This window comes from Nocardioides alkalitolerans (assembly GCA_038184435.1).
GTDB lineage: Bacteria > Actinomycetota > Actinomycetes > Propionibacteriales > Nocardioidaceae > Nocardioides > Nocardioides alkalitolerans_A.
This window is the reverse complement of record CP116227.1, coordinates 311,753-337,210: the sequence shown is the minus strand read 5'-3', so window position 1 is coordinate 337,210 and position 25,458 is coordinate 311,753. Positions and strand designations below refer to the sequence as shown.

Here is a 25,458-nt window from a genome sequence, read left to right as displayed (position 1 = left end):
GACGCGGAGCACCCTACCCCTTGCGTCCCACGCAATGAGACGTCAGTATTGCCATATGGACAAGGGAAGTGGCGTCGGCGTTCTCGACAAGGCAGCGCTGGTGCTGACCGCGCTGGAGGCCGGACCGGCCACGTTGGCGGGTCTCGTCGCCTCCACCGGCCTCGCCCGACCCACGGCCCACCGGCTCGCGGTGGCCCTCGAGCACCACCGCCTCGTCGCCCGCGACATGCAGGGCCGCTTCGTCCTCGGGCCCCGCCTGGCCGAGCTGTCAGCCGCCGCCGGCGAGGACCGCCTGCTCGCCGCGGCCGGCCCCGTGCTCGCCCGCCTGCGCGACATCACCGGCGAGTCGGCCCAGCTCTGGCGGCGCCAGGGCGACCACCGCGTCTGCGTCGCCGCGGCCGAGCGCCCCAGCGGCCTGCGCGACACGATCCCCGTCGGCTCCCAGCTCACCATGCGCGCCGGGTCCGCCGCCCAGGTGCTCCTCGCGTGGGAGGACCCCGACCGCATGCAGCGGGGCCTGCAGACCGCCGCGTTCTCCGCGACGGCGCTGTCGGGCATCCGGCGCCGCGGTTGGGCGCAGTCGGTCGGCGAGCGCGAGCAGGGTGTCGCCTCGGTCTCCGCGCCGGTGCGCTCCCCCAGCGGCAAGGTCATCGCCGCGGTGTCGGTGTCGGGCCCGCTCGAGCGCCTCTCGCGCCAGCCGGGCCGCATGCACGCGCCCGCCGTCCTCGCCGCCGCCGAGCGCCTCTCCGAGTCCCTGCGCCGCGCTGCGGCCGAGTAGGGCCGAGTAGGCCGAACAGGTCAGGCCACCCGGCCCAGCGCGACGGCGGCGAGCAGGAGGGCGGCCAGCGTCTCGCCGTCGGTGACCTCGCGCCGGGCCAGCATCCCCATCAGCTCGGGCCAGGGCACGCGGCGTACCTCCGAGATGCCCTCCAGCGCCTGCTCGTCCGCCACCCCGCGCCCCTCGCCGGAGGCGAGCGGTGCCAGGTCCTGCGCCAGGAACACGCGACCGGGCGCGCGGCAGATGCCGTTGAGCGACGTCACCGGACCGAGGTCGCGCCACCGCTCGGCGCGCAGCCCGGCTTCCTCTGCGAGCTCCCGCTGCGCTCCGGCGACGAGGTCGTCGCCGTCGGCGCCGCCGGCCGGGACCTCCCACCCCTCGCCCGTCGTGTAGCGGTCGCAGCGCACGAGCACGACCTCCTCCGCGCCGGGCGCCCCGTCGACGGCCACGACGAAGACGGCCTCGCTGCGGACGGTCACGACGCCGTACTCCCCCGGCGTCCCGTCGGGCCGCAGCACCTCGTCCTGCGTGACGACCATCCACGGGTTCTCGTGCACGACGCGGCCCCCGAGCCGCTGCCAGCGGCCCATCAGAACAGCCCGCCGTCGTCGCCGCGCTCGAGGTCGAGCAGCACCTGCTTGCGCTCCACCCCGCCCGCGTAGCCCGTGAGCCGGCCGTCCGCCCCGATCACCCGGTGGCACGGCACCACGACGGGGATGGGGTTGCGGCCGTTGGCGAGCCCCACGGCCCGCGCCCCGTGCCCGGTCAGCCCCAGCTCGCGGGCCAGCGCGCCGTACGACGTCGTCTCGCCGAAGGGGATCTCCGCCAGGGCCGCCCACACCCGGCGCTGGAAGTCGCTGCCGCCGGGCGCCAGCGGCAGGTCGAAGCGGGTCAGGGTGCCGGCGAAGTACGCCGCGAGCTGCGCGACCGCCTCCACCAGGACGGGGTGGTCGTCGGCCCGCTCCCCCACGGGACGCACCGGCGCCGCGGGGTGGGGCGCGAACTCGATCGCCGTCACCGCCTCCCCGTCGGCGACGATCCGCAGGTCGTCGATCGGCGACGACATCACGGTCCACATCAGCTGGCCTCCTCGGGGTGCGTGCCCGGGAGTGCGGGCATCAGGGTGTTCCACAGGTGCAGGAGGGCGTACGACCGCCAGGGCCGCCACCGCGCCTCCAGCTCCGGCAGCGCGGCCACCGCGGAGCCGAGGGGGACGAGCGCGCGCCGTACCCCCACGTCCGTCGGCAGGAAGACGTCCGGGTGGCCGAGCGCGCGGAGCCCGACGTAGTCCGCCGTCCACGGCCCGATCCCCGGCAGCGCGAGCAGCGCGGAGCGCACGTCGTCGCGCGCCCACCCCCGGTCGAGCCGCACGGCCCCCGAGGCGAGGGCGCTCGCCAGCCCGGTGAGCGCGCGCCCGCGGGCGCGGGGCATGGGCAGGGTCGCGGGATCCACGTCGGCCAGGGCCGCAGCGGTCGGGAACAGGTGCGTCACCCCGGGCACGACGCCCGCGAGGCCCGGCGGCAGCTCGCTCCCGTGCCGCGCGACCAGACGGGCGGTCACGGTGCGGGCCCCCGCGAGGCTGACCTGCTGCCCGATCACGGCCCGCAGCGCCACCTCCGCGCCGTCGACGGCTCCCGGCACGCGGAGGCCGGGCGTGGCGACGACGAGGGGCCCCAGCATCGGGTCGGCGCCGAGCTGGTCGTCGAGCACCACGGGGTCCGCGTCGGCGTCGAGGAGCCGCCGCACGCGCTCGACCAGCGTCCCGGTGTCCCGCAGGTCGGTGAGCCAGGCCGTGACGGGCACCTGCCGGACGCCCGCGTCCGCGGCACCCTCGACGCGGCCGAGGTCCACGGCCAGCACGGCCGGGCCGTGCGGCAGCGCCAGGCTCCGCGCGTAGACCGTGCCCACGACCGTCTCGATGCCCGTGACCACGTGCTCCGCGAGGAAGGCGAGCATCGCCCCGGCGGCGTACGGCGCGCGCACCGCCACCCGCAGGGCGAGCGCCCCGGCGGGAGGGGTCGAGCCGGCGCGGCCCCGCAGGTCGCGGGGGCTCGCGGCGTACACCTCCCGCATCGTCGCGTTGAACTGGCGCAGGCTGGCGAACCCGGCGGCGAAGGCGATGTCGGTGACGGCGAGGTCGGAGCCCTCGAGCAGCGCCCGCGCCGTCTGGGCGCGACGGGCCCGGGCGAGCGCGAGGGGACCCGCGCCGAGCTCCGTGGTGAGGACGCGCACGACGTGCCGGGCGGAGTAGCCGAGCGCGTCCGCGAGCCCGTCGACGCCCTCGCGGTCCACCAGGCCGTCGCCGATCAGGCGCATGGCGCGGCCGGCGAGGTCGGCGTGCAGGTCCCAGGCGGGGCTGCCGGGCACGGCGTCGGGCAGGCACCGCTTGCAGGCCCGGTAGCCGGCGCGCTGCGCGGCGGCCGCGCTGGCGTGGAAGGTGACGTTGCGTCGCGCCGGGGTGCGGGCCGGGCAGGAGGGGCGGCAGTAGATGCCGGTGGAGCTCACGGCCGTCCAGAAGACGCCGTCGAAGCGGCGGTCGCGGCTCGCGACGACCCGGTAGCAGTCGTCCGGCTCGAGCCCGGGCGGGGCGCCGGGGGCTGCGGCGGGAGGGGGCACGGCGGTGGGCACGTCCCCCATCCTGCCCCAGCCCCCGGCACCGGACCGGCGGGAATCAGACACGGCGGTGAGGTGCGCCCGACCCGGTCGGGTCGGCGTGGTCCGGCCGGGTCGGGGGGTGGGTCGGGGGGTGGGTCAGGCGGCGAGGCGCGCGGCCAGGTTGGCGAGCAGCTCCTCGTGGATGCGGCGGAGACCCTTCGGCGCGAACGTGCGCTCGAAGAAGCCCCCGATGCCGCCGGCGCCCTGCCACGTCGTCGTCACGGTGACCGTGCTGCCGGCGCCCGACGCGGCGACGTCGAAGCGGGTGACCAGCGTCGAGTTGCGGTCCTTCTCGACGACCGAGGTGGCGTCGGCCGTCACGTCGGCGACGACGTGCCGCACGCGCTTCTCCGTGGCGTGCAACCGCCAGGTGGCGACGGTCCCCGAACCGGTGCCGCCCTCCAGCACCGCGTAGTCGGTGTAGCGGTCGGTGAGGATCGCCGGACGCGTCGTCGTGTAGTCGGCGAGAGCGGCGATGACGTCGGCCGGCGGAGCCGCGACGGCGGCTTCGGCGACGGCGGTGACCTGGGCCACGGGAGTGCACCATCCTTCGTGAGGGAGCGGACGACCGGCAGCCTAGCCAGGCGCGGGAACGACGAAGGGCCCGATCTCGCGACCGGGCCCTTCGTGTCCTGCTGGTACCCCCGACCGGATTCGAACCGGCGCTACCGCCTTGAGAGGGCGACGTGCTAGGCCGCTACACAACGGGGGCATTGTCCTTCAGCTGGCCTCTCGGCCACCTTCCGGCAACTCGGGAGACTCTAGCGAAGCCTTCGTCTCCCACAAAATCGGGGCTCTCGCCGCGATCTCGCTGGGATACAAGGACTCGAACCTTGACTAACTGAACCAGAATCAGTCGTGCTGCCAATTACACCATATCCCAATGGTTACGGCCCCTGAGGAGCCGAGGCGAAACCATACACGCGGCCCCGGGACCGGATCAAAACGGCCGAGTCGGCATGCCGCGACAGGCGCATCCCGCGGTGCACGGCGAGCGCCAGGCCGAGGAAGACGAGCTCCTGCGTCAGCGTCACGGGGATGCTCAACCAGGATCCGCCCGTCGGGGTCAGCACCGTCGACATGTCGCCGAAGGCGAGCGCCAGCCCGAACGCGAACCAGTTGTTCATCACGTGCAGCGCGATGCCCGCCTCGAGACCCCCGGTGAGGATCACGAGCACCCCCGCGGCGAGCCCGAACGCGAAACGGTCGAAGAACACGGGCGGGTCCTGCGCGCCGTGGGCGAGCGCGAACAGCAGCGCCGGCACCACGACGGCGACCGTGCGCGCGACCTCCGGACGCTCGAAGATGCCGCCCGCGACCTGCGTGAGGTACCCCCGGAAGAGGTACTCCTCCCCCGCTGCCTGCAGCGGCGTGAGCAGCACCACGACGAGCAGGAAGTCGCGCGTCGTCGACGTGAAGGCGTTGAGCCCGCCGACCTCGCTGTCGCCGGGCAGCGCGTTCGGATCGACGCTGGTGACGACCACCGACATCACCATGCTCGCCAGCAGCGCCACGAGCGAGACCGCCATGCACGCGAGGAAGAACCCCCACCGCATGCGCGGCAGGACAGACGTCGTCCACCGCGGCTTGAGGCCGTGGAGCAACCGGGTCACGCCCCAGACCAGCGGGGTCAGCAACGCGAGGCTCACCATCAGGTAGGCCAGGGTCACCGGCTGCACGTCCTCGGTGTCGACGATGGTGTCGACGTCCACGACACCGGTCGCCCCGAGCCCCAGCGCGAACACCGCGAGCACGCCGAGCGGCAGCACCACCTGCATGCCGACCAGCACGGCGAGCACGCCGAGCACCGGCCGCCACCAGCCGCGGTCCCCCGCGCGGTGCAGCTGGTGGTACTCCAGGGGCGGGTACGCCGCCGCCCGCTCCTCCTCCGACATCGGGACGGGCGGGTACGGCGACGTACCGCTCATCAGGCCAGCGCGCCCTGCAGGCGACCCAGGCCGCGCTCGCGGCCCAGCAGCTCGAGCGACTCGAAGAGCGGCGGCGAGACGCGGCGACCCGTCACGGCGACCCGCACGGGACCGAAGGCGTTGCGCGGCTTGAGCCCGAGGCCGTCCACGAGCGCCACCCGCAGCGCTTCCTCGATGGCCGCGGTCGACCACGTGGGGAGCGCGGCGAGCGCGGCGTGCGAGGCCTCGACGACCTTGCGACCGTTCTCGTCCAGCACCTTCTCGACGTCGACGGGGTCGCGGGTGAAGGCGTCCTCGTCGACGAAGAGGAAGGCGAGCATGTCGACGGCCTCGGTGAGCTTGTTGATGCGCTCCCCGACCAGCGGCATCGCCTGCTCGAGCAGCTGCGCGTCGGCGTCCGACACGGGGTCGGACACCACGCCGGCGTCCTTGAGGAACGGCAGCACCCGGTGGGTGATCTCGTCGAGGTCGAGCTTGCGCATGTGGGCGGCGTTGATCGCCTCGGCCTTCTTCGTGTCGAAGCGCGCGGGCTGCGGGTTGACGCGGCCGATGTCGAACGCCGCGACCATCTCGTCCATCGTGAAGACGTCGCGGTCCTCCGCGATGGCCCAGCCCAGGAGAGCCAGGTAGTTGAGCAGGCCCTCCGGGAGGAAGCCCTCGTCGCGGTAGGCGAAGAGGTGGGCCTGCGGGTCGCGCTTGGAGAGCTTCTTGTTGCCCTCGCCCGTGATGAGCGACAGGTGCCCGTAGGCCGGCGTCTGCTCCGCGACGCCGAGCGTCACGAGGGCGTCGAACAGCGCGAGCTGGCGCGGGGTGGAGGACAGCAGGTCCTCGCCGCGGAGCACGTGGGTGATGCCCATGAGCGCGTCGTCGACGGGGTTCACGAGCGTGTAGAGCGGGTCGCCGTTGGCGCGGCAGAGCGCGAAGTCGGGCACGAACTCGGTCTCGAACGTGATCTCGCCGCGCACGAGGTCGTCGAAGGTGATCGAACCCTCCGGCATCCGGAACCGCACGACCGACGACCGGCCCTCGGCCTCGAACGCGGCGCGCTGCTCGGGCGTCAGCTCGCGGCAGAACCCGTCGTACCCCATCACCTTCGAGCCCGACGCCTTGCGCCGCGCGTCGACCTCCTCGGTGGTGCAGAAGCAGTCGTAGGTGAAGGAGGAGGCCGCCAGCTGCGCGAGAACGTCGCGGTAGAGGTGCTCGCGCTCCGACTGCCGGTACGGCGCGTGCGGGCCCCCGACCTCCGGCCCCTCGTCCCAGTCGAGGCCGAGCCACCGCAGGGCGCCGAGCATCGCGTCGTACGACTCCTGCGTGCTGCGCGCCTTGTCGGTGTCCTCGATGCGGAAGACCAGCGTGCCGCCGTGGTGGCGGGCGAAGGCCCAGTTGTAGAGCGCCGTGCGGGCGAAGCCGACGTGCGGCGACCCCGTGGGCGACGGGCAGAAGCGGACGCGGACCGGACGGTCGGCACTCATCGGGAGACCACCTTGTTCGTGAGCGAGCCGAGCCCCTCGATGGCGACCTCGACCTCGTCGCCGGGGAGCATCGGGCCGACACCCTCGGGGGTGCCGGTGAGGATCACGTCGCCGGGCAGCAGCGTCATGACGCTGCTGACGTGGGCGACGAGGGTCGGGATGTCGAAGATCAGGTCGGCCGTGGTGCCGTCCTGCACGACGTCGCCGTTGAGGAACGTCTGCACGCGACGGCCCCGGGCGAAGTCGTCGGGGTCGAGGTCGGTCTCGATCCACGGCCCGAGCGGGCAGAAGGTGTCGAAGCCCTTGCCCCGGGTGAACTGCACGTCGCTCTTCTGCAGGTCGCGCGCGGTCACGTCGTTGGCGATGGTGTAGCCGTGGATGACGTCGGTGGCCTTCTCGGCCGGCACGTCCCGGCAGATGCGCCCGATGACGACGGCGAGCTCGCCCTCGAAGTGCACGTTCGTCGACTGCGTCGGGTAGACGATCGCGTCGCCCGGGCCCACCACCGACGTGTTCGGCTTGAGGAACATCAGCGGCTCCGACGGCACGTCGTTGCCCAGCTCGGCGGCGTGCGCCGCGTAGTTGCGGCCGATGCCCACCACCTTGCTGCGGGGCAGCACCGGCGCCAGCAGGCGCACGTCGGCCACCTTGTGCTCGGCCTCGAGCAGCTTGACCCCGACGTAGAGCGGGTCGCCCGCGAGCGCCACGATCGTGGCGTCCTCGCTCAGCTGGCCGTGCTCGTCGAGGTCGCCGGTCACGACGCCGTACTGCGGGTCTTCTCCTGTGGTGAATCGAGCGATGCGCACCCGCCGAGCCTATCGGGGCGCCCGGGCCGGTCCGCGACGGCTAGCGCCGGACGAGGCTCGTGATCGACCGCGCCATCGCCTCGGGACCCTCCGCGAGGACGCCGGTCCGGAGCCCGTGCGCACGGAGCCGCGTCATGCCGAGCAGCACGGCCCAGGCGGTGAGACCCAGGTCCTCGACGCCGACGTCGCCGCCCCAGCCGTGGGCACGGGCGTGGGCGACCACCGGGAAGAACTCCTCCCATACGGCGGCCCGCGCCGCGTCGAACTCGGCGCCGCCGTCGGTCAGGGAGGCACCCCCGCCGTACAGGAGGTCGAACAGGGCGGGCTGCTCGTCGGCGAACCGCAGGTACGCCGCGCCCACGGCCGCCACCCGGTCCACGGCCCGGTCGGCGGGGTCGACGGTCGGGTCCGCCGGGTCGGCCTCCGGCAGCGCCGCGAGCGTCTCCCGGATCTCCGCGCGCAGCTCGGCGAAGCCCTCGACCGCCAGCTGGGTGAAGAGCGCGGAGCGGGAGGTGAAGTAGTGGCTGATCGCCTGGTGGGTCATGCCGACGCGTCGCGCGATCGCGCGGAGGCTGATGCCGACCACGCCCGTCGCGGACAGCTCGTCCAACGCCGCGCGGAGCACCCGCGCCCGCATGTCCTCGCTCCGCGTCGTCGTCACGGGCGACACCCTACGAGCCGCCGGGCGGAGCCGCAGTGGATGCCGTCCGCGGCGCCGGGGCGGCCTACCCTCGTCCCATGGAGGTGGCGGTGCAGGTGGAGGTCCTCGACGCGGCGGAGACGACCCGCCGCCGGGCCGCCCACGAGGAGCGGGTGGACCGCCTCGTGGCGCCCCACCTCGCCCGCCGCGGCCAGGGCGTCAAGCACCCCGTCCACGACTTCCTCTTCACCTACTACTCCCACCGGCCCGCCCAGCTGCGCCGCTGGCACCCGGGCGTCGGGCACGGGCTCGACGACGCGGGCGGGGCGGCGGCGTACCGGTCGCTGAAGGGGTACGCCGAGGTGGCGCCCGGGGTCGTCGGGGTCACCGGCGCGTACGTCGCGCGCCAGCGCCCGCTGCTCGAGGCGCTGCGCCGGTTGCTGCGCGCGACGGCCAACCGCGCGCCGCACCTCGGCTGCTTCGGGATGCACGAATGGGCGATGGTCCACCGCCTGACGCCCGAGCAGGTGCGGCACGCCGACTGGCCGCTGCGCCTCGGGGCCGCCGGCACGGACGCCGTCGTGGAGGGCCACCGCATCGCCTGCTCCCACTTCGACGCGTTCCGCTTCTTCACGCCGAGCGCCCGGCCGCTCAACCACCTCTCCCCCGCCGCCGACGACCGGGCCGACTTCGAGCAGCCCGGGTGCCTCCACGCGGGGATGGACCTCTACAAGCACGCCTTCCGGCTGAGCCCGATGATCTGCTCCGACCTCGTCGCCGACTGCTTCGAGCTGGCGCGCGACATCCGGGAGCTCGACATGCGGGCGGCGCCCTACGACCTGCGCGACCTCGGGTACGAGCCGGTGCGGGTCGAGACGGCCGAGGGGAAGGCGACGTACGCCGCGGCCCAGCGTCGCTTCGCCGAGCGGGGGGCACCGCTGCGGGCGCGGCTCATCGAGGAGTGCGAGCGGTTGCTGGTGGTCGCGCGGGAGCCGGCCAGCGCCTGAACGGGCTCACCGGGTGGCGCTGTTCACCAGGTCGCACTGTTCACCAGGTCGCGCTGTCGAGCGCCAGCCACCCGCCGTACAGCCACACCACCGACGCCCCCACGACCGCCAGCGTGCTGACCCACCAGGACGTGCGCTGCCGCGCCATGAGCAGGATCGCGACCGCGGCGAGCGGCAGGTAGACCAACCACGGCCCGACGAGCGCGATCGCGACCCCGTCCTGGACGCCCTCCGCACACGCGCCCCCGGCCTCGCACCCGATCTGCACGATCTGCAGCAGGAAGGCCATGGCCGAGGCGAGCAGGCCCAGCAGCAGACCCAGGACGAGGAGCACGATCGACGCGACGAGGTCCGCGGTGCGGGCGGTGGAGGGCGGCGGGTGCGTCGGGTACGTCGGGTACGGCGCGCGCTCGATCGCCGTCGGCGGTGGCGGCGGCCACGGGGCGGGGGCCGCGACGTACGGGCGCGTCTCGTCCGCCGGTGGCCGCTCGGTCATGGCGGAGAGGCTCCCCGGGGTGCGGTCGTCGAAACGCGGTGGCCGGGGCGGTGGGTCCGTCGTACGGTCGTTCGATGACGACTGCCGATGCTGCGCGGGTGCTGGCCCAGTTTCTCGACGCCGACGGTGCGCTGCACACCATCCCGACCAAGCGGCGCAAGCAGCTGATCGTGCTCGACCACGTGGCGCAGGCGTTCGACCTGGGGGTCGTCTACCCGGAGGCCGACGTGAACGCCGTGCTGCGTCGGTTCCACCCGGACGTGGCGGCACTGCGGAGGTACCTCGTCGACGACGGGTTCCTGACGCGCGAGGCCAACCAGTACTGGCGCTCCGGCGGGTCGGTCACGCTCGACTAGGGCCCGGCAGGGCAGCGGGGTCGCCGGACGTCATCCGAAGCGACGGCTCCGGCGACCGGGGTGCATGACGTCCCGAGCGGGGTCGCCGGACGTCATGCGCAGCGGGGTTGCGTGGACGTCATGCGAATGGACGGCCCCGGCGAGCGGAGTGCATGACGTCCCGAGCGGGGCCGCCGGACGTCATGCGCAGCGGGGTTGCGTGGACGTCATGCGAATGGACGGCCCCGGCGAGCGGAGTGCATGACGTCCCGAGCAGAGACGCCCGACGTCATGCGAAGCGACGGCCCCGGCGACCGGAGTGCATGACGTCCCGAGCAGAGACGCCCGACGTCATACGGAGGCGGTGGCCCGCCCGGCCGACGACATGCTTCGCCGCCCGGCCACGGGGCGTGGACGGGCGTCGTTGCGCTCGTTGGTCAGGTGTCGTCTGGTTAGTGCCCGGGCTCTGGTGGCCAGGGGCGGGTGCCGTCGCGGTCGACGAGGTAGCGCAGTCCCAGGGGGCTGGTCCAGATGACGGCGTGGGGTGTTTCGCCTCGTGCGGGGTCGGTGGGGCGGTAGCTCCATCGCAGTGCGGTTCTTCGTTCCGGGTGGGTCTTCATCCGGTGGTGGCGTCGGCAGAGCGGGAACAGGTTGCGAGTCGAGGTCTGGCCGGGTGGGCCATGGGGGTCGTACCGCTCGCAGTGGTCGAGGTCGGCGGTGCGCGAGCTGCGGGTGCAGTAGGGGAAGACGCACCTGGGCCAGCGGGCTCGGACGTGCTCGGCGATGCGGTCGGGTGGGCTGTAGCCGTTCACGGCATCGGCCGTATTGAGGTCGATGATCGGCTTGACGGTCACGGTGGTGTCCGGGCTCGCGCACCAGGTCTGGACCTGCTCGACGGTGACCGCCCCGCGGGGCAGCCCGGGGGTGTCGAGCCGGACGAGGTCGATGCCGGTCCTGCCGGTGCAGGCGTCGATGCCGGGACCGAACCCGTCGAGGCCGCCGGTGATCGCGGCCTGGTCGAGGTGCACGAAGAGCACCACGTCCCGTCGTGCCCGTTGAGTGTGTGCCGGCGCATCGCCGGCGTCGTACTCCAACGTTGCGACCCCGTCGCAGCGCCGCGCGATCTCGCCCAGCGCCATGGAGCGACGGACGTCGAGGTCTGAGTCGCAGCCCAGCTCGCCCAGTTGCCGGGCGACGTGCGTGATGCTCCGTTCGAGGTCGAGCGCGTCGGCGGGGTCGAGGGAGCCGTGGAGGTTCACGGTGCCGCGCAGGGTGCCGGTGAGCGGGTCGGCGAAGGCGAGGTCGTCGAGGTCGATCGCCAGGTAGCGGTCGCCGTCAGCGGCATGGCGCTCGGCTTCGGTGGTCTCGGGGTCGAACCGCGCGGCGGCCTCGGCGACGAGCCGGTCGACCTCGGGTCCGGTGGCCTTGCCCGCGACGTACGCAACGTGCCGGTCGACGAACCCCGCGGCCTCGAACGTGAGCATGCGGGTGGCCTGGGCGATCCGCCGGCCCCGCCAGACGTCGACCTCACCCGCGACGATCCTCGCGTGCACGCGCGGGAGCCGGTAGCGCAGCTCGACCGCGTCGCCGACGAGCCGACGCGCAGCGTCGAACGAACAACCGCGGGCGGCAGCGATCTCACCGATGCAGAACTCCGCCACCACCGGCGCCCCCGGCCCGCCCAGCTCGAGGAACTGATCGCCCGCCAACGCCTCGGCGTGCTGCTCGTCGTGCCACGCACCCAGCACCGTGATCGGGTCACCCACGACCACATCGGAGGTGTGAGCCGCCGCCCAGTCACCGACCGCGACGAACGCGGCCGCCTCCGCCACACGAGCAGCAGCCGTGCGCTCGCGGACCGCGTCGATCAACGCGGTCGCAGTGGTGTGGGTCCCCCGATCCATGCCGCCCACTCTAGTCGAACAGACGTGCGATCACCACCTCCTGATGGTGATCTGTGGATGACCCGAACCAGGCGTCGAGCTTGGAGAAACGGTCCGACCAAACTCGACGCGCCCGCCGCGCCGTACAACCCAACTCGACGCTCCTGCCGCGCCGTACGACCAAACTCGACGTGTCAGGGTCCCGCGGGCCGCCGCATCTGCACCTCGGTCATGGCGGGGGTCGCGGGGTCGACCTCCTCGACCCCGTCGGGCACGAAGCCGTTGCGGCGGTAGAACGCGACCGCGCGCGGGTTGTCCCGCACGACCCGGAGCACTGCCGGCTCGTGCCCGAGCGCCTCGTCGAGCAGGCGCTGACCGATCCCGGTGCCGTGGTGGGCGGCGCGCACGTAGAGCGCGTAGAGCTGGCGCGTCCGGCCGTCGTCCCCGGCGAGCGCCTCGACCGGAGGCCCGGCCCAGGAGAACCCCACCAGGACGTCGTCGACCTCGGCTACTCGGACGACCATGTCGTCGCGGGGCTGCGCGAGCACCTGCACCCACATCCGGCGTCGCCCCTCGACGTACGTCGTCGAGAGGAAGCCGGGCGGCAGCAGGTGCGCGTAGGTCTCACGCCACGTGGCGACGTGCAGCTGGGCGAGCGCCTCGGCGTCCGCCGGCCCGGGCGCGCGGGTCGACGCCGTCACGCCCGCGGCACGATCCCGTCGCGCCAGCCGTCGAGCGGCGCGTGGGTGCCGAGCAGCCGGGGGACGGTGGACGGGTCGGACGGGCCGGTGTCGGGGAGGAACGTCCACGCCACCTCCGCGAACGTGTCGGCGAGGTGGCCCCCGACGCCGCTCGGCAGGCGCAGCGAGGAGCCCCAGGCGCGGGCGAGCAGGCGCTGCTCGGCGTCGCTGCCGACGCGGGGGACGTCGCCGGGGCCGGTGAGCACGAGCTGCACGCCGTACCCGGGTCCCGCCACCAGGGTGTCGAGCAGCGGCACCGCCTCGCTCTCCCAGAGGGTCGGCGCGTCGAGGAGCAGCAGCACGACGGGACGGGCGAGCTCGGCGTCCAGCGCGTCGACCATCCGCTCGCGGTCGGCCACCGCGACCAGGTCGGCGCGCTGCACGAGGTCGGCCAGCACCCGCGTCAGCTGCGAGGCGCCGGTGACCGGCGGACCGGCGACCCCCGGTGACAGCCCGACGTCGCCCCGTCGGCCGCCGAGGTCGACGACGACGAGCCGGGGACCGTGCGGGAGCAGGGACACCACCGACCGCAGGGCGAGCGTGCGGGCGACGGCCGTGGCGGCACCGTCGCCGCCCTCGTCGGTGGTCACGAGGATCGGCCGACCCGGCATCCCGCAGATCATCGGCAGGCGGAAGTCGGCGCCGGGCACCTCGAGCAGGTGCGGCAACGTGATCTCGCCGGCCCGCACGGCCGGCGGCGGCACCCGCGGCACCGGCGCCGACGGCACGAGGTCCCAGCGCGCGAGGGCCGGGGGCAGCGCGCGCTCGATGCCCGCCACCTCGGTCCGCAGCGCGGCGAGGTCCCGCAGGTGCGACTCCCAGGCCCGGTGCACCAGGTCGTCCCGCCGCCGCTGGGCCTGCGCCCGCGCGGCCTCGCCGGCCGCCGAGGCCCGGAGCGCCGGGTCGGCGACCAGCGCATCGAGGTCCCGCTCCAGCTGGCCGTCGGCGAACGCGACGCTCGACTCGTACGACGCGGCACTCCGCGCAGCGTCCTGGAGCACCATCCCGACGAGCTGCACGGCCCGCTCCGGTTCGACCCCCGCGGCCGGCTCCACGCCCGGCCCGGGATCCGCGGGCTCCGACGGCACCAACGGCACCGACGGCACCACCAGCACCCCCGCGGGCACGCCGTGGTGCCGCTCGACGTCGGCCGCTCCCGCGGCGTACGTGCGGGCGACGGCGCGCACCTTCCACGCCCCCGCCCGGCGGTAGACCTCGACGAGCGCGACGACCCGCGGTCGAGCGGCGGCCGGGTCGGGGCGCACGTCGACGTCGAGCACCGGCACACCGGCGCCGTCGAGCAGGTCGAGCCGCGCCGGACCGGGGTCGAGGCCGACGACGAGGAGCCGGTCGCACTCGGTCGGCACGTCCGCGAGGCCGAGGTGCACCTCCCCCGCCGCGTGCACGACGTGGGCGGGATCGACGACGCGTACGTCGGCGCGCAGCGGCAGCACGGCCAAGTCCACCCCGGACGCCACGACGCGGCAGGCGGGGTGGGGCCAGGGGGCGTTCTGCCCGGCGACCAACGACGTCATCGCCGGGCCCGCCTCACAGGAACTTCGCGAGCTGCGGCACGGCCTCGCCCGGCACCTTGGCGTTGAGACCGTCGCCGATCGCCTGGAGCTTCCAGTCGCCGCCCTCGCGGTAGACCTTCGCCATCACCATGCCCGTGACCGGCAGCCCGCCGGTCAGCGTGTAGCGCGCCAGCTCGCCGTCCGTGTGGTCGATGAGGCGGCAGAACGCGTTCTGCACCTGCTGGAAGGTCTGGCCGCCGTAGCTCGTCACGATGAACACCAGCGCGTCGACGTGCACCGGCACGCGGGTCAGGTCGACGACGATCGTCTCGTCGTCGCCGTCCCCCTCGCCCGTGCGGTTGTCGCCGAGGTGGCGCACCGAGCCGTCGCGCGTCGTCAGGTTGTTGTAGAACGCCAGGTCGACGGGCTGCCCGCTCGCGAAGAGCACCACCGAGGCGTCGAGGTCGATCTCCACCTCGCGCGACCCGAACAGGCCGCCCTTGCGGACCGGGTCCCAGCCCAGGCCCATGCGCACCTGCGTGAGCTTCTGCCCGCCGTCCTTCGTGAGCCGGACGCGCTGGCCCTTCTGCAGCGACACCGAGGCACCCTTGCGGAGGCTCACCTCGCCCCCGCCCGCCGGCGCGGCCGGCTGCTGCGAGGGCTGCGACTGCTGCGGGGAGGACGACGCGGCCGGTGGGTACGACGGCGCGCTCGGCGGGTAGCTGGGCGCCGCGGGCGGCTGCTGCGGTGCGGGCGGGTAGCTCGGCGCGCTGGGCGGGTACGACGGCGTGCTCGGCGGGTAGCTGGGCGCGGCGGGCGGCTGCTGGGGCGCGGGCGGGTAGCTCGGCGCCGCCGCCGGGGGCGCCGCCGGGGGCGCCGACGGGGCAGGGGCAGCCGGGGCGGGGGCCGCCGGGGCCGGGGTCGCGGGCTCGTCGTCCACGCTCACGCCGTGGTCGCGGATCAGGTCGGCGAGGCCGCCGTCGTACCCGCGGCCCACCGCCCGCACCTTCCACTCGCCGTTGCGCCGGTAGAGCTCGACCATCACCACGATCGTCTCGCGGTCGAGCCCCGTCATCGGGAACTCCGCGACCGGCTGGCCGCCGCTGGCGATGCGGGCGACCGGCTGGCCCACCTGCCCGAAGACCCGCCCGCCGTCGTCGAGCGAGGTCACGAGGCGCACGGCGTGGACGTCCGTCGGCACGGCCGTGAGGTCGACGTCGACGCGCCACCCCTGGCCACCGGACGCGGGCACGCAGGTCACGCCCGGTCCGCTGGGCTGGTTGTAGAAGATGAAGTCGGCGTCGCTGCGCACCTTGCCGGCCTCGGTCACGAGCAGCGCGGAGAGGTCCGCGGACGCGGCCACATCGACGGTCACGGTGAGGTTCGTCGCGGACAGCGGCGCGTTGGCGCCCTTCGCCAAGGTGATCACGAGACGTGAATCTAGCGGACCCGGCCTCACCCGAGGCGGAGCTGCACCGAGCACGTCCGCTCGACCACGCGGAAGCCCAGGTCGACGTTGACGGCCAGCATGTGGGTGTTGCTCTCCGCGTTCCACGTCACGACCTGCCGGGCCTCGGGGAACCGCTCCTGGGCGATCCGGTGGTTGGCCACCTTGGTGGCCAGGCCCAACCGGTGGCCCCGGTGGTCGCGGCGCACGATGGTGCTCCACTGGTTGAGCCGCGCGGGGTCGTGGTCGTTCGACCACAGCTCCGTCAGCGCGACCACGTCGCCGTCGGCCGCCACCGCGGCGGTCGAGACGTTCCGTCGCCCCTGCGCGGCGGCCTCCCGCTCCTTGTGCCGCCACACGTCGACGTCCGCGTGCAGCGGCTCGATGTCGAGGTCGCCCGACGGGGCCTCGACGTCGACGATCGCGTCGAGCTCGACGTACGACGCCACGAGGTCCTCGGGGACCGGGCCCTCCCAGGAGCGCAGGGTGTACGTCGCGTGGTGCGGCGCCGCCGCCGCGGCGAGCGCGTCCAGCCGCGCCGCGTCGATGGGGAGGTCGACGCGGCTCTGCAGCTCGACGAGCGCGACCTCGTAGCCCAGCGCCGCCGCGAAGGCCGGCCCACCGAGGTCCTCGCCCTGCTCCCCCGGGCCCTCGTGGACCCCGGCCTGGAGAACGCTGCGGCCCCGGGCGGCGGCGTCCGCGACCATCGCCGCGTGGAGGGCGCGGCCGGTGCCACGGCGGCGCTGCTCCACCGGCACCCAGACGTCGGGGCTCGCCGTCGTGAGGTTGTCGAGCTGGGGCAGCGACAGCATGCCCCCGCCCACGACCTCCCCGTCGACGCGCGCCACGTAGGCGTGCCGCACCAGGTCGGGGCGGTCCGAGGTGATCCCCGCGCGCAGCTGGGTCAGCGACCAGGTGTTGGCCCGCGAGGTGCGGCCGTAGCGGCACGCCGCCTCGTAGACGCCGTGCCACGCGCGTACCGCCGCGTCGAAGCCGGCGGACGTGGGGTCGAGACGCTCGACCTGGACGGTGCTCATGGCCCACGACCCTAGGACGGCGTCGGGGCCGGGAGCGAGCGGTTTTCCCGCTCGCCCCCGGCCCCGGTGGCGCTGTCCCGCGCTGGGTCAGATCTCCTCGACGACCACGTGGCGGTCGCCCATCAGCACCTTGTCGCCGACCCGCAGCGGCGTCACGGCGCCCGGCTGCACGAGGAACTCCGAGCCGTCGCGGGAGACGGCGACGCCGTTGGTGGAGTTGAGGTCCTCGACCGTGATGTCCTCGCCCGAGCGCACGAACGCGGCGTGCGACTTGGAGAGGCTCCGGCCCGGGTCGGCCAGCACGTGGCAGAGACCGCCGGCGGCGTCGACCGGCGAGCGGCCCACCACGACGCGCTCACCCCGCGGGAGCACGGTGCCGTCGTCCATGACGAGGCGCACGATCTTCGCGCGCTGGCCCGGGGCGGACGGTCCGGACGACGCGGCCGCGGCGGCGGGCGCTCCCCACCCGCCCGTCGACGACGGGGGGCTCGGCGCGTCGGTCGGGATGGGCTGCGTCGAGGCGCTCGGCGTCGCCCCCGCCGGCGGGGCGTAGGGGTCGGACGGCGCGTCCTGCTGCCCGTACGGCGCGGAGCCGCCCGCGTCGCCACCCGACGGCTGCTCGTACCCGCCCGAGGCCGGCGCCGCGTCGTACCCGGTGGAACCGGTCTCGTAGCCGCTCGACTGCTGGCTCCACGACGACTGCTCGTAGCCCGCCTGGTCCTTGCCGCCCTGGTCGTAGCCGCCCTGGTCGTAGCCGGACGACTGGTAGCCGCTCTGCTCGTAGCCACCCTGCTCGTAGCCACCCTGCTCGTAGCCACCCTGCTCGTAGCCACCCTGCTCGTAGCCACCCTGCTCGTACCCGCCCTGGCCGTAGCCGGACTCCGCGGCGTACGCGCCACCGCCGGCCGTGGCACCGGCCAGCGAGGCCGTGCGCACGACCACGCTGCCGACGGACTTGTCGTGCCAGGACTGCTTGCGGCTGTCGCCGTTGGCGATGACGGCGTTGACGATCTGCAGGATCGCGCAGGCGCCGAGGGCACCTCGCACGAGGTAGCGGAGGAACGCCTTGCCGAACCCGATCGGCTGCAGCGTGTCCGCGCCGACGGTGCTGAGCTTCAGCGCCTTCTTGCCGATGGAGGCGCCCTTGGTGCCCTCGAGCCAGATGTTCGCGATCATGACGCCGAACAGCGCGACGAGGCCCAGGATGGTGAAGATCGCCGCCTGGTCCGGCAGCGCCACCCCGATCCCCAGCAGGATCGCGTAGGGCAGCGAGACGACCAGGCCGTCGACGAGGAGCGCGCCGAACCGCACGCCGATCCCGGCGTACTCCGGAGCACCCCCGCCCTGTGCCGGTGCGCCATAGCTCGGGTAGCTCATCGTTTCCTCCTCGTGGGCACGGTGGCCACCCCTCCCGGCGGCGGCCCGGCGAGGCGTACCCACCCCGACCCGCCCCCAATCCCCCGATCCGCAACGGTCTGGACCGGGGCGCCCCGCGTACTGTCCGTCGCCATGACCACGGCGCGCACCGTCCCCGTCACCACCGAGCTGGACGGTGACGAGCTCGACGCCGACGACGCCTACCACCTGCTGCGCCGCGTCGGTCCCCGGCGCGTGCTGACGGAGGCCTTCCTGCGCTTCCGGTACGGCGACGGGTTCAGCAGCTCGCGCGCCCTGGCGCTGCAGGCGACGCTGGCCGTGGTGCCCTTCCTCCTCGCGCTCACGGGCCTGGCCGCCGACCTCGACGCCGAGCGACCCTCCCGGGTCATCGCCGCCACCGTGGACGCGGTGAGCCCGGGCGCGGGCCAGGACGACGCCCTCGTCGACGCCCTCGCCGGCGCCGACGAGGAGGGCGACGACGGCGCGGAGCTCGCCGGCGAGATCGCCCTGGTGGGCGGCCTGCTCTTCTCCTTGCTCTCCCTGACGGTGGCGATGGCGCAGGTGGAGCGCGGGACCAACAGGATCTACGGCATCCGCCGTGACCGACCGGCCCGGGCGAAGTACGGCCGCGCCGCCGTGCTCACCGCCGTGCTCGCCGCCCCGGTGGGGCTCGGCTTCCTCCTGCTCGTCGCCGGTCGGGAGTTCGCGCGGGCGATGGAGACCGAGTACGGCTGGTCGGACGCCGCCGTGCTCGCGTGGTCCGTCGGTCGGTGGCCGGCCGGGATCCTGCTGCTCGTCGTCACCATCGCGCTGCTGCTGGAGAAGTCACCGCGCCGTCGCCAACCGGCGCTCTCCTGGGTGGCCTTCGGCTCGGGCGTCACCGTCGCGCTCGTGCTCGTCGCGACGGCCGGGCTCGCGGCGTACGTCGGCCTCTCCGGGTCCTTCAGCACCGTCTACGGCCCCCTGGCCGGCATCATCGCCCTGCTGCTGTGGGCGCAGATGTCCTCGGTCGCGTTCTTCTACGGCGCCGCGGTCTGCGCCCAGCTCGAGGCCATCCGTGCGGGCGACGACGAACCCGTCGAGCCCGATCCGGGCCGCCCGCACGCGCGGACGGTCGGCGAGCACCCCTGAGCACGGCGCGGCTCGGGCCGAGGTCACGCCGGGATCAGGCCGGGATCAGGCCGAGGTCAGGCCAGGGTCAGCCGCTCCCGGACCACCTCGGCGAGCCGGTCGGCGACGCCGCGCGCCTCGGCATCGGTGGTCGCCTCGACCATGACGCGCACCACGGGCTCCGTGCCCGAGGGGCGCAGCAGGATGCGGCCGGAGTCGCCGAGCTTGTCCTGCTCGGCGGCCACCGCGGCCTGGAGCACCTCGTCGTCCGTGCGCGCCTTGTCGACACCGGGGACGTTGACGAGCACCTGCGGCATGCGCGTCATCACGCCCGCGAGGTCGGCCAGCGTCGAGCCCGTGACGGCCATCCGCTGGGCGAGGTGCAGCGCCGTCAGGATCCCGTCGCCCGTCGTGGCGTGCCGGCGCATGACGACGTGGCCCGACTGCTCGCCGCCGAGGACACGGCCGGACGCGTTCATCTCCTCGAGCACGTAGCGGTCGCCCACCGCGGTCGCCGTGACCGTGATGCCGTGCGCCGCGAGCGCCCGGGTGAACCCGAGGTTGCTCATGACCGTCGCGACGACGGTGTCGCCGGCGAGCTCGCCGGCCTCGCGCAGCGCGAGGGCCAGTACGGCGAGGATCTGGTCCCCGTCGACGTCCTCGCCGCGCACGTCCACCGCGAGGCACCGGTCGGCGTCGCCGTCGAGGGCGAAGCCGGCGTCGGCGCCGTGGGCGAGGACGGCGGCCCGCAGCGGGCCCAGGTGGGTGGAGCCGCAACCGTCGTTGATGTTGAGGCCGTCCGGGGAGGCGTGGATCGCGACGACCTCGGCACCGGCGGCGCGCAGCGCGGCCGGTCCGACCTCGCTGGCCGCACCCTCCGCGCAGTCGAGCACGACCTTCAGCCCGGTGAGGGGTGCCGACACCGTGGAGGCGAGGTGCGCGACGTACTGCTCGGCGCCGCCGGCGTGGGTGGTCACGCGGCCGACGCCGGCGCCGGTGGGGCGCTGCCAGGGCTCGCGGAGACGCGCCTCGATGGCGCGCTCGATGGCGTCGTCGAGCTTGACGCCGCCGCGCGCGAGGAACTTGATCCCGTTGTCGGGCATGGGGTTGTGCGACGCCGAGAGCATCACGCCGAGGTCCGCGTCGAGCACGTCGGTGAGGTAGGCGACCCCGGGGGTCGGCAGCACACCGAGGAGCAGCACGTCGACACCGGCGGAGGCGAGGCCCGCCACCACTGCGGCCTCGAGGAACTGACCCGAGATGCGGGTGTCGCGGCCGACCACGGCCAGCGGGCGCGAGCCGTCCGCGTGGGTCAGCGCGCCGGCCTCCGCGAGCACGTGCGCCGCGGCGACGGAGAGGTCGAGGGCCAGCTCGGCGGTGAGGACGTCGTTCGCGAGGCCGCGGACGCCGTCGGTCCCGAAGAGGCGCGTCATTGAGGAGCTCCGTTCCCCGCCCTGCCCGGACGGACCGCGCGGCGACCCCGGCAGGGCGGGAAAAAGCACGCCCGGGTGTCGTCGAGGACGACACCCGGGCGGCCGACGCGCGGCGGGACGATCAGCGCTTGCTGAACTGCGGCGCCTTGCGGGCCTTCTTGAGACCGGCCTTCTTGCGCTCGATGACGCGGGCGTCGCGACGGAGCAGCCCGGCCTTCTTGAGCGACGGACGGTTGGCCTCGACGTCGACGTCGTTGAGGGCGCGGGCCACGCCGAGGCGCAGGGCGCCGGCCTGACCGGTGATGCCACCGCCGTGGATGCGGGCGATGACGTCGAAGCGGCCCTCGAGCTGGGTCGTCGCGAAGGGCTCGTTGACGACCTGCTGGTGCAGCTTGTTCGGGAAGTACGAGTCGAGGGTGCGGCCGTTGATGGTCCACACGCCGGTGCCCGGCACGATGCGGACACGGGCCACGGCCTCCTTGCGACGGCCGGTGGCCGCCGCGGGGGCGATGGTGGCGATGCGCTCAGGAGCGTCGGCGCTCGGGGCGCTCTCGCTGCTGTAGGCGACGCCCTGCTCGTTGACCTCGTAGGTCTCCTCGACCTCGGTCTCGGGAGTGCTCACGGTGTTCCTCACTGATCCTGGAGTCTGGGGGTGCGCGGTGGCGGTGGGGGTCAGCGACCCTGCGAGATCTGCGTGATCTCGTAGGGCTTCGCCTGCTGGGCGCTGTGCGGGTGCTCGGGGCCGGAGTAGACCTTGAGCTTCTTCAGCTGCTGCCGGCCGAGGCGGTTCTTCGGCAGCATGCCCCACACGGCCTTCTCGATCGCCTTGCGCGCGTCCTTCTCCAGGAGCTCACCGATCGGGGTCGCGGTGAGACCACCGGGGTAGCCCGAGTGGCGGTAGGCGAGCTTGGTCGTCTTCTTGGTGCCGGACAGCGCGACCTTGTCAGCGTTGACGACGATGACGAAGTCACCGGTGTCGGCGTTGGGGGCGAACTGCGGCTTGTGCTTGCCGCGCAGGAGGTTGGCGACCTGGACCGCGAGGCGACCCAGGACGATGTCCTGCGCGTCGATGACGAGCCACTCGCGCTGGATGTCAGCGGGCTTCGGGGCGTACGTACGCAACGTCGTGCCTTCTTCTCGTTCGTGGACCCGCCCGGGAGGTCCCCGGCCGGGTGGTGGTTCCGCGACCTCTGACGAACACTGCCCGGCTCGACTCCCCCTCGTCGGGGGCGACCGTCCGGGTCTGCACCGCGGCCGCCCGGAGGAACCGGGCGTCACGACGCGGCAGGGGGCGCGACCGGCAACACTACGAGGCGAGGGTGGCGCGGGTCAAAACGGCCGCAGCGGGGGCGAGCCGCGGCGTACCCACGGGTAACCAGCCCGGAGAGAGCGGGGCCTGGCCGGAGGGCTAGGTTAGGCGACGATGCCATGCGGCAGGCGCACCGGTTGCGCCGCCGCCCGAACGCACCGACGAGGAGTCGACGTGACCGACGCAGGAACTCCGGGCGCCTCCCTGACCATCCGCGACAACCGCACGGGTCAGGAGTACGACGTCCCCATCGTCGACGGCACCATCCGCGCCGCCGACCTGGGCAAGATCAAGTCCGACGACGAGCAGCCCGGCCTGGCGGTCTACGACCCCGGCTTCACCAACACGGCCTCGTGTCGCAGCTCCGTCACCTTCATCGACGGCGACAAGGGCATCCTCGAGTACCGGGGCTACCCCATCGAGCAGCTCGCGGAGCACTCGACCTTCCTCGAGGTGGCCTACCTGCTCATCCACGGCGAGCTCCCCACCAAGGAGCAGTACGCGGCGTGGGAGCACGAGATCACGTTCCACACGTTCGTGCACGAGAACGTCAAGTCGCTGATGCAGGGCTTCCGCTACGACGCGCACCCGATGGGGATGCTCATGGCGTCGGTGGGGGCCCTGTCGACGTTCTACCCCGCGGCCGGCAACATCCACGACGCCGACAACCGCCACATGCAGATCGTGCGGATGATCGCGAAGATGCCGACGCTGGGCGCCTGGTCGTTCCGTCACGCGCAGGGCAAGCCCTACGTCTACCCGGACAACGACCTGTCCTACACGGCCAACTTCCTCTCCATGCTCTTCAAGATGAGCGAGTCGAAGTACCAGCCCGACGAGCGCCTCGTGAAGGCCCTCGACGTGCTCTTCATCCTCCACGCGGACCACGAGCAGAACTGCTCGGCCAACGCGGTGCGCTCCGTCGGCAGCTCGCAGGTCGACCCCTACTCCTCCGTGGCCGCCGGCATCGGCGCGCTCTTCGGTCCGCTGCACGGTGGCGCCAACGAGGCCGTGCTCCGGATGCTGCGCCGCATCGGCACCAAGGAGAACATCCCCGCCTTCATCGAGGGCGTGAAGAACGGCGACGAGCGCCTCATGGGCTTCGGTCACCGGGTCTACAAGAACTACGACCCGCGCGCCCGCATCATCAAGAAGGCCGCCGACGACGTCTTCGAGGTCACCGGGGTCAACCCGCTGCTCGAGATCGCGCTGGAGCTGGAGAAGATCGCGCTCGAGGACGAGTACTTCGTCAAGCGCAAGCTCTACCCCAACGTCGACTTCTACTCGGGCCTCATCTACGAGGCGCTGGAGTTCCCGCCGGAGATGTTCACCGTGCTCTTCGCCATCGGCCGCACGCCGGGCTGGCTCGCGCAGTGGAACGAGCTGGTGCAGGACAAGGAGCAGAAGATCGCGCGCCCGAAGCAGATCTACACGGGCGACCGCGGGCTCACCTTCGTGCCCGCCGCGGAGCGCTGGGCCTGAGCGACCACCGCACCCGGACGCACATCGTCCCCGACGTCCTCACGGACGTCGGGGACGATCTGCGTTGCGGGCCCCCCTCGGGACGTCATGCGCGGCGGCGGCCGGGGCCGACGGTCCGCATGACGTCCCGGGGCGGGAGGGACCTCAGTCGCGCCGGCGCGCCGGACGGCCGCGGTCGGGACGGTCGGAGCGGTGCTGACGCCCGGCGGGGGCGCCCTGGTCGAGCGTGAGCTCGATGAGCTTGCCCGAGATGCGGGTACCGCTCAACGCCTCCCACGTCGAGGCCGGCAGGTCGGCCGGCAGCTCGACCAGCGAGTGGTCGGGCCGGATCTGGATGTGCCCGAAGTCCCGCCGCGAGAGGTGGCCCTCGTTGGCGATCGCGCCGACGATCTGGCGGGGCTCCACCTTCTGGCGCTTCCCGACCGCGATGCGGTAGGTCGCCATCGGACTCCCGGAGTCCCCGCGGCGCCCCCGGGAGTCCCGGTCCTCGCGCCCGCGCTGCGGCCGCTCCCCGCGCTGGGGCCGGTCGCCCCGCTCCGGGCGCTCGGTGCGCTCGGAGCGCTCACGGCGCTCGCGGGCCCGGTCGGACTCGGGGTCGAGCAGCAGCGGCTCCTCGCCCTGCAGCACGACCGCGAGCGCGGCGGCCACGTCGATCTCGGGCACGTCGTGGTGGGCCACGTAGTGCTGCACCACGTCGCGGAAGAAGTCGACGCGCGGCGAGGCCAGCGCCTCGGTGATCTGGTCGTCGAAGCGCGCCAGGCGGGTCGAGTTCACGTCGTCCACGCTGGGCAGCGACATCTGCGTGAGCGGCTGGCGCGTGGCCTTCTCGATGTGGCGCAGCAGGTACTTCTCCCGCGGCGTCACGAACGAGATGGCGTCGCCCGACCGGCCCGCACGCCCGGTGCGGCCGATGCGGTGCACGTAGGACTCGGTGTCGGTGGGGATGTCGTAGTTCACGACGTGGCTGATCCGCTCGACGTCGAGGCCGCGCGCCGCGACGTCGGTCGCGACCAGCACGTCCAGCTTGGCGGACTTGAGCTGGTTCACCGTCCGCTCGCGCTGCACCTGGGCGACGTCGCCGTTGATGGCCGCGGCCGAGAACCCGCGGGCCCGCAGCTTCTCCGCCAGCGTCTCCGTCTCGTGCTTGGTGCGGACGAAGACGATCATGCCCTCGAAGTTCTCCACCTCGAGGATGCGCGTGAGGGCGTCGACCTTCTGCGGGTAGCTGCAGATGAGGTAGCGCTGCGTGATGTTCGCGGCGGTCGCCGTCGTGGCCTTGACCGTGATCTCGACCGGGTCGTTGAGGTAGCGCGACGACAGGCGGCGGATCTGGGCCGGCATCGTGGCGCTGAAGAGCGCGACCTGCTTCTCGTCGGGCGTCTCGGCGAGGATCGTCTCCACGTCCTCCGCGAAGCCCATGTTGAGCATCTCGTCGGCCTCGTCGAGCACGAGGAAGCGCAGCTCGCTGAGGTCGAGCGTGCCCTTGTCGAGGTGGTCCATGATGCGTCCGGGCGTGCCGACGACCACGTGGACGCCACGGCGCAGCGCCGAGAGCTGCACGCCGTACCCCTGCCCGCCGTAGACCGGGAGCACGCTGACGCGGCTGCCCGCGGCGTACTTCTCGAAGGCCTCGCACACCTGGAGGGCCAGCTCGCGCGTCGGCGCGAGCACGAGGGCCTGCGGCGTCTTCTGCTTGAGGTCGAGGCGGTCGAGCACGGGCAGCGCGAAGGCCGCGGTCTTGCCGGTGCCGGTCTGCGCCAGGCCGACGACGTCGCGACCCTCCAGCAGCTGCGGGATCGTCTGCGCCTGGATGGCGGACGGGCTCTCGTAGCCGACGCCCTTGAGGGCCTTCAGGACGGTGTCGCCCAGGCCCAGGTCGGCGAAGGTCACGGGGTTCGTTGCGGGGGTCGTTGCGGGGTCTGCTGCGTCGCTCACCCCCCAACGGTAGTGCGCCGAGGGGCTGATCGGCGTTTCTGCGGCGCGATGCACCACCCGGGGCCGGTACGTCG

The 25,458-nt window shown here is 73.7% G+C and carries 24 protein-coding genes and 2 tRNA genes; 5 read left to right on the top strand and 21 right to left on the bottom strand.

What is annotated here, in order from left to right; translation table 11 throughout:
* The first annotated feature begins 55 nt into the window (after window positions 1-55).
* Window positions 56-778, top strand: coding sequence for an IclR family transcriptional regulator (locus PIR53_01650; GenBank protein ID WZH52713.1), 723 nt, complete (start codon window positions 56-58; stop codon window positions 776-778).
* A 20-nt stretch (window positions 779-798) separates the two neighbouring features.
* On the opposite strand, the gene PIR53_01645 is transcribed toward PIR53_01650, so the two are convergent.
* The 10 genes from PIR53_01645 to PIR53_01600 all read right to left on the bottom strand — a co-directional run bounded on the left by PIR53_01645 (window position 799) and on the right by PIR53_01600 (window position 8,300).
* Entirely contained in the window at window positions 799-1,368 is a 570-nt protein-coding gene (locus tag PIR53_01645) for an NUDIX hydrolase (GenBank protein ID WZH52712.1), read from the bottom strand.
* Entirely contained in the window at window positions 1,368-1,856 is a 489-nt protein-coding gene (locus PIR53_01640) for a methylated-DNA--[protein]-cysteine S-methyltransferase (protein WZH52711.1), read from the bottom strand. Before PIR53_01640 ends, PIR53_01645 begins: the two co-directional genes overlap by 1 nt.
* The gene (locus PIR53_01635; GenBank protein WZH52710.1) at window positions 1,856-3,406 is read right to left on the bottom strand and encodes an Ada metal-binding domain-containing protein; all 1,551 of its coding nucleotides are present in this window, start codon (window positions 3,404-3,406) and stop codon (window positions 1,856-1,858) included. Before PIR53_01635 ends, PIR53_01640 begins: the two co-directional genes overlap by 1 nt.
* Before the next feature lie 123 nt (window positions 3,407-3,529).
* A complete protein-coding gene (locus PIR53_01630; protein ID WZH52709.1) occupies window positions 3,530-3,967 on the bottom strand; it encodes an SRPBCC family protein in 438 nt (145 codons plus the stop codon).
* Between the two features lie 102 nt (window positions 3,968-4,069).
* Window positions 4,070-4,145, bottom strand: a tRNA-Glu gene (locus tag PIR53_01625).
* Window positions 4,146-4,244: 99 nt separating this feature from the next.
* Window positions 4,245-4,316, bottom strand: a tRNA-Gln gene (locus PIR53_01620).
* Between the two features lie 4 nt (window positions 4,317-4,320).
* The gene (locus tag PIR53_01615; protein ID WZH52708.1) at window positions 4,321-5,361 is read right to left on the bottom strand and encodes a type II CAAX endopeptidase family protein; all 1,041 of its coding nucleotides are present in this window, start codon (window positions 5,359-5,361) and stop codon (window positions 4,321-4,323) included.
* The gene (gene gltX, locus PIR53_01610) at window positions 5,361-6,833 is read right to left on the bottom strand and encodes a glutamate--tRNA ligase (GenBank protein ID WZH52707.1); all 1,473 of its coding nucleotides are present in this window, start codon (window positions 6,831-6,833) and stop codon (window positions 5,361-5,363) included. Before gltX ends, PIR53_01615 begins: the two co-directional genes overlap by 1 nt.
* Window positions 6,830-7,639 carry a fumarylacetoacetate hydrolase family protein gene (locus PIR53_01605; GenBank protein WZH52706.1) on the bottom strand — a complete coding sequence of 270 codons (810 nt, stop codon included), beginning with the start codon at window positions 7,637-7,639 and terminating at the stop codon, window positions 6,830-6,832. The genes gltX and PIR53_01605 overlap by 4 nt, the downstream gene beginning before the upstream one ends.
* A 40-nt stretch (window positions 7,640-7,679) precedes the next feature.
* Window positions 7,680-8,300 carry a TetR/AcrR family transcriptional regulator gene (locus PIR53_01600; GenBank protein WZH52705.1) on the bottom strand — a complete coding sequence of 207 codons (621 nt, stop codon included), beginning with the start codon at window positions 8,298-8,300 and terminating at the stop codon, window positions 7,680-7,682.
* A gap of 77 nt (window positions 8,301-8,377) precedes the next feature.
* On the opposite strand from PIR53_01600, the gene PIR53_01595 reads away from it, so the two are divergent.
* Window positions 8,378-9,286: a 3-methyladenine DNA glycosylase gene (locus tag PIR53_01595; GenBank protein ID WZH52704.1), complete on the top strand. Its 909-nt coding sequence runs from the start codon at window positions 8,378-8,380 to the stop codon at window positions 9,284-9,286.
* Between the two features lie 40 nt (window positions 9,287-9,326).
* Here PIR53_01595 and PIR53_01590 read toward each other — a convergent pair whose 3' ends face one another.
* The gene (locus PIR53_01590; GenBank protein ID WZH52703.1) at window positions 9,327-9,782 is read right to left on the bottom strand and encodes a DUF6264 family protein; all 456 of its coding nucleotides are present in this window, start codon (window positions 9,780-9,782) and stop codon (window positions 9,327-9,329) included.
* A gap of 74 nt (window positions 9,783-9,856) precedes the next feature.
* Between PIR53_01590 and PIR53_01585 the strand changes: the two genes are divergently transcribed.
* Window positions 9,857-10,138: a DUF2087 domain-containing protein gene (locus PIR53_01585; GenBank protein WZH52702.1), complete on the top strand. Its 282-nt coding sequence runs from the start codon at window positions 9,857-9,859 to the stop codon at window positions 10,136-10,138.
* 431 nt (window positions 10,139-10,569) lie between these two features.
* Here the strand turns inward: PIR53_01585 and PIR53_01580 are convergent, their stop codons facing one another.
* From PIR53_01580 to PIR53_01555, 6 genes are all read right to left on the bottom strand, one after another.
* Complete coding sequence (locus PIR53_01580; protein ID WZH52701.1) at window positions 10,570-12,021, bottom strand: DUF222 domain-containing protein; 1,452 nt, start codon at window positions 12,019-12,021, stop codon at window positions 10,570-10,572.
* Between the two features lie 173 nt (window positions 12,022-12,194).
* Window positions 12,195-12,701: a GNAT family N-acetyltransferase gene (locus tag PIR53_01575; protein ID WZH52700.1), complete on the bottom strand. Its 507-nt coding sequence runs from the start codon at window positions 12,699-12,701 to the stop codon at window positions 12,195-12,197.
* Complete coding sequence (locus PIR53_01570; protein ID WZH52699.1) at window positions 12,698-14,275, bottom strand: hypothetical protein; 1,578 nt, start codon at window positions 14,273-14,275, stop codon at window positions 12,698-12,700. Before PIR53_01570 ends, PIR53_01575 begins: the two co-directional genes overlap by 4 nt.
* 13 nt (window positions 14,276-14,288) lie before the next feature.
* On the bottom strand, window positions 14,289-15,683 hold the full coding sequence (locus PIR53_01565; protein WZH52698.1) for a TerD family protein: 1,395 nt from the start codon (window positions 15,681-15,683) through the stop codon (window positions 14,289-14,291).
* 26 nt (window positions 15,684-15,709) lie between these two features.
* A complete protein-coding gene (locus tag PIR53_01560) occupies window positions 15,710-16,738 on the bottom strand; it encodes a PE-PGRS family protein (GenBank protein WZH52697.1) in 1,029 nt (342 codons plus the stop codon).
* A gap of 87 nt (window positions 16,739-16,825) precedes the next feature.
* Window positions 16,826-18,115 carry an RDD family protein gene (locus tag PIR53_01555; protein WZH52696.1) on the bottom strand — a complete coding sequence of 430 codons (1,290 nt, stop codon included), beginning with the start codon at window positions 18,113-18,115 and terminating at the stop codon, window positions 16,826-16,828.
* 132 nt (window positions 18,116-18,247) lie between these two features.
* Here PIR53_01555 and PIR53_01550 point away from each other — a divergent pair, with 132 nt between their 5' ends.
* Window positions 18,248-19,246: a YihY/virulence factor BrkB family protein gene (locus PIR53_01550; protein ID WZH52695.1), complete on the top strand. Its 999-nt coding sequence runs from the start codon at window positions 18,248-18,250 to the stop codon at window positions 19,244-19,246.
* Window positions 19,247-19,302: 56 nt separating this feature from the next.
* On the opposite strand, the gene glmM is transcribed toward PIR53_01550, so the two are convergent.
* The 3 genes from glmM to rplM all read right to left on the bottom strand — a co-directional run bounded on the left by glmM (window position 19,303) and on the right by rplM (window position 21,780).
* Window positions 19,303-20,658 carry a phosphoglucosamine mutase gene (glmM, locus tag PIR53_01545; GenBank protein WZH52694.1) on the bottom strand — a complete coding sequence of 452 codons (1,356 nt, stop codon included), beginning with the start codon at window positions 20,656-20,658 and terminating at the stop codon, window positions 19,303-19,305.
* Between the two features lie 121 nt (window positions 20,659-20,779).
* On the bottom strand, window positions 20,780-21,280 hold the full coding sequence (rpsI, locus tag PIR53_01540) for a 30S ribosomal protein S9 (protein ID WZH52693.1): 501 nt from the start codon (window positions 21,278-21,280) through the stop codon (window positions 20,780-20,782).
* 50 nt (window positions 21,281-21,330) lie between these two features.
* On the bottom strand, window positions 21,331-21,780 hold the full coding sequence (gene rplM, locus PIR53_01535) for a 50S ribosomal protein L13 (protein ID WZH52692.1): 450 nt from the start codon (window positions 21,778-21,780) through the stop codon (window positions 21,331-21,333).
* A 361-nt stretch (window positions 21,781-22,141) separates the two neighbouring features.
* Between rplM and PIR53_01530 the strand changes: the two genes are divergently transcribed.
* A complete protein-coding gene (locus tag PIR53_01530; protein ID WZH52691.1) occupies window positions 22,142-23,449 on the top strand; it encodes a citrate synthase in 1,308 nt (435 codons plus the stop codon).
* Between the two features lie 144 nt (window positions 23,450-23,593).
* On the opposite strand, the gene PIR53_01525 is transcribed toward PIR53_01530, so the two are convergent.
* Window positions 23,594-25,384 (bottom strand): DEAD/DEAH box helicase, encoded by a 1,791-nt coding sequence (locus PIR53_01525; GenBank protein WZH52690.1) that lies wholly within the window; start codon window positions 25,382-25,384, stop codon window positions 23,594-23,596.
* Between the last annotated feature and the right edge of the window lie 74 nt (window positions 25,385-25,458).

Bases quoted from the DNA above. Each gene is read 5' to 3' on its own strand.
- gltX (WZH52707.1), bottom strand. From the start codon at position 6,833: ATGAGTGCCGACCGTCCGGTCCGCGTCCGCTTCTGCCCGTCGCCCACG.
- PIR53_01590 (WZH52703.1), bottom strand. From the start codon at position 9,782: ATGACCGAGCGGCCACCGGCGGACGAGACGCGCCCGTACGTCGCGGCC.
- glmM (WZH52694.1), bottom strand. From the start codon at position 20,658: ATGACGCGCCTCTTCGGGACCGACGGCGTCCGCGGCCTCGCGAACGAC.
- PIR53_01645 (WZH52712.1), bottom strand. From the start codon at position 1,368: ATGGGCCGCTGGCAGCGGCTCGGGGGCCGCGTCGTGCACGAGAACCCG.
- PIR53_01595 (WZH52704.1), top strand. From the start codon at position 8,378: ATGGAGGTGGCGGTGCAGGTGGAGGTCCTCGACGCGGCGGAGACGACC.
- PIR53_01560 (WZH52697.1), bottom strand. From the start codon at position 16,738: ATGAGCACCGTCCAGGTCGAGCGTCTCGACCCCACGTCCGCCGGCTTC.
- PIR53_01585 (WZH52702.1), top strand. From the start codon at position 9,857: ATGACGACTGCCGATGCTGCGCGGGTGCTGGCCCAGTTTCTCGACGCC.
- PIR53_01580 (WZH52701.1), bottom strand. From the start codon at position 12,021: ATGGATCGGGGGACCCACACCACTGCGACCGCGTTGATCGACGCGGTC.
- PIR53_01555 (WZH52696.1), bottom strand. From the start codon at position 18,115: ATGAGCTACCCGAGCTATGGCGCACCGGCACAGGGCGGGGGTGCTCCG.
- PIR53_01550 (WZH52695.1), top strand. From the start codon at position 18,248: ATGACCACGGCGCGCACCGTCCCCGTCACCACCGAGCTGGACGGTGAC.
- PIR53_01615 (WZH52708.1), bottom strand. From the start codon at position 5,361: ATGAGCGGTACGTCGCCGTACCCGCCCGTCCCGATGTCGGAGGAGGAG.
- PIR53_01650 (WZH52713.1), top strand. From the start codon at position 56: ATGGACAAGGGAAGTGGCGTCGGCGTTCTCGACAAGGCAGCGCTGGTG.
- PIR53_01570 (WZH52699.1), bottom strand. From the start codon at position 14,275: ATGACGTCGTTGGTCGCCGGGCAGAACGCCCCCTGGCCCCACCCCGCC.
- PIR53_01640 (WZH52711.1), bottom strand. From the start codon at position 1,856: ATGTGGACCGTGATGTCGTCGCCGATCGACGACCTGCGGATCGTCGCC.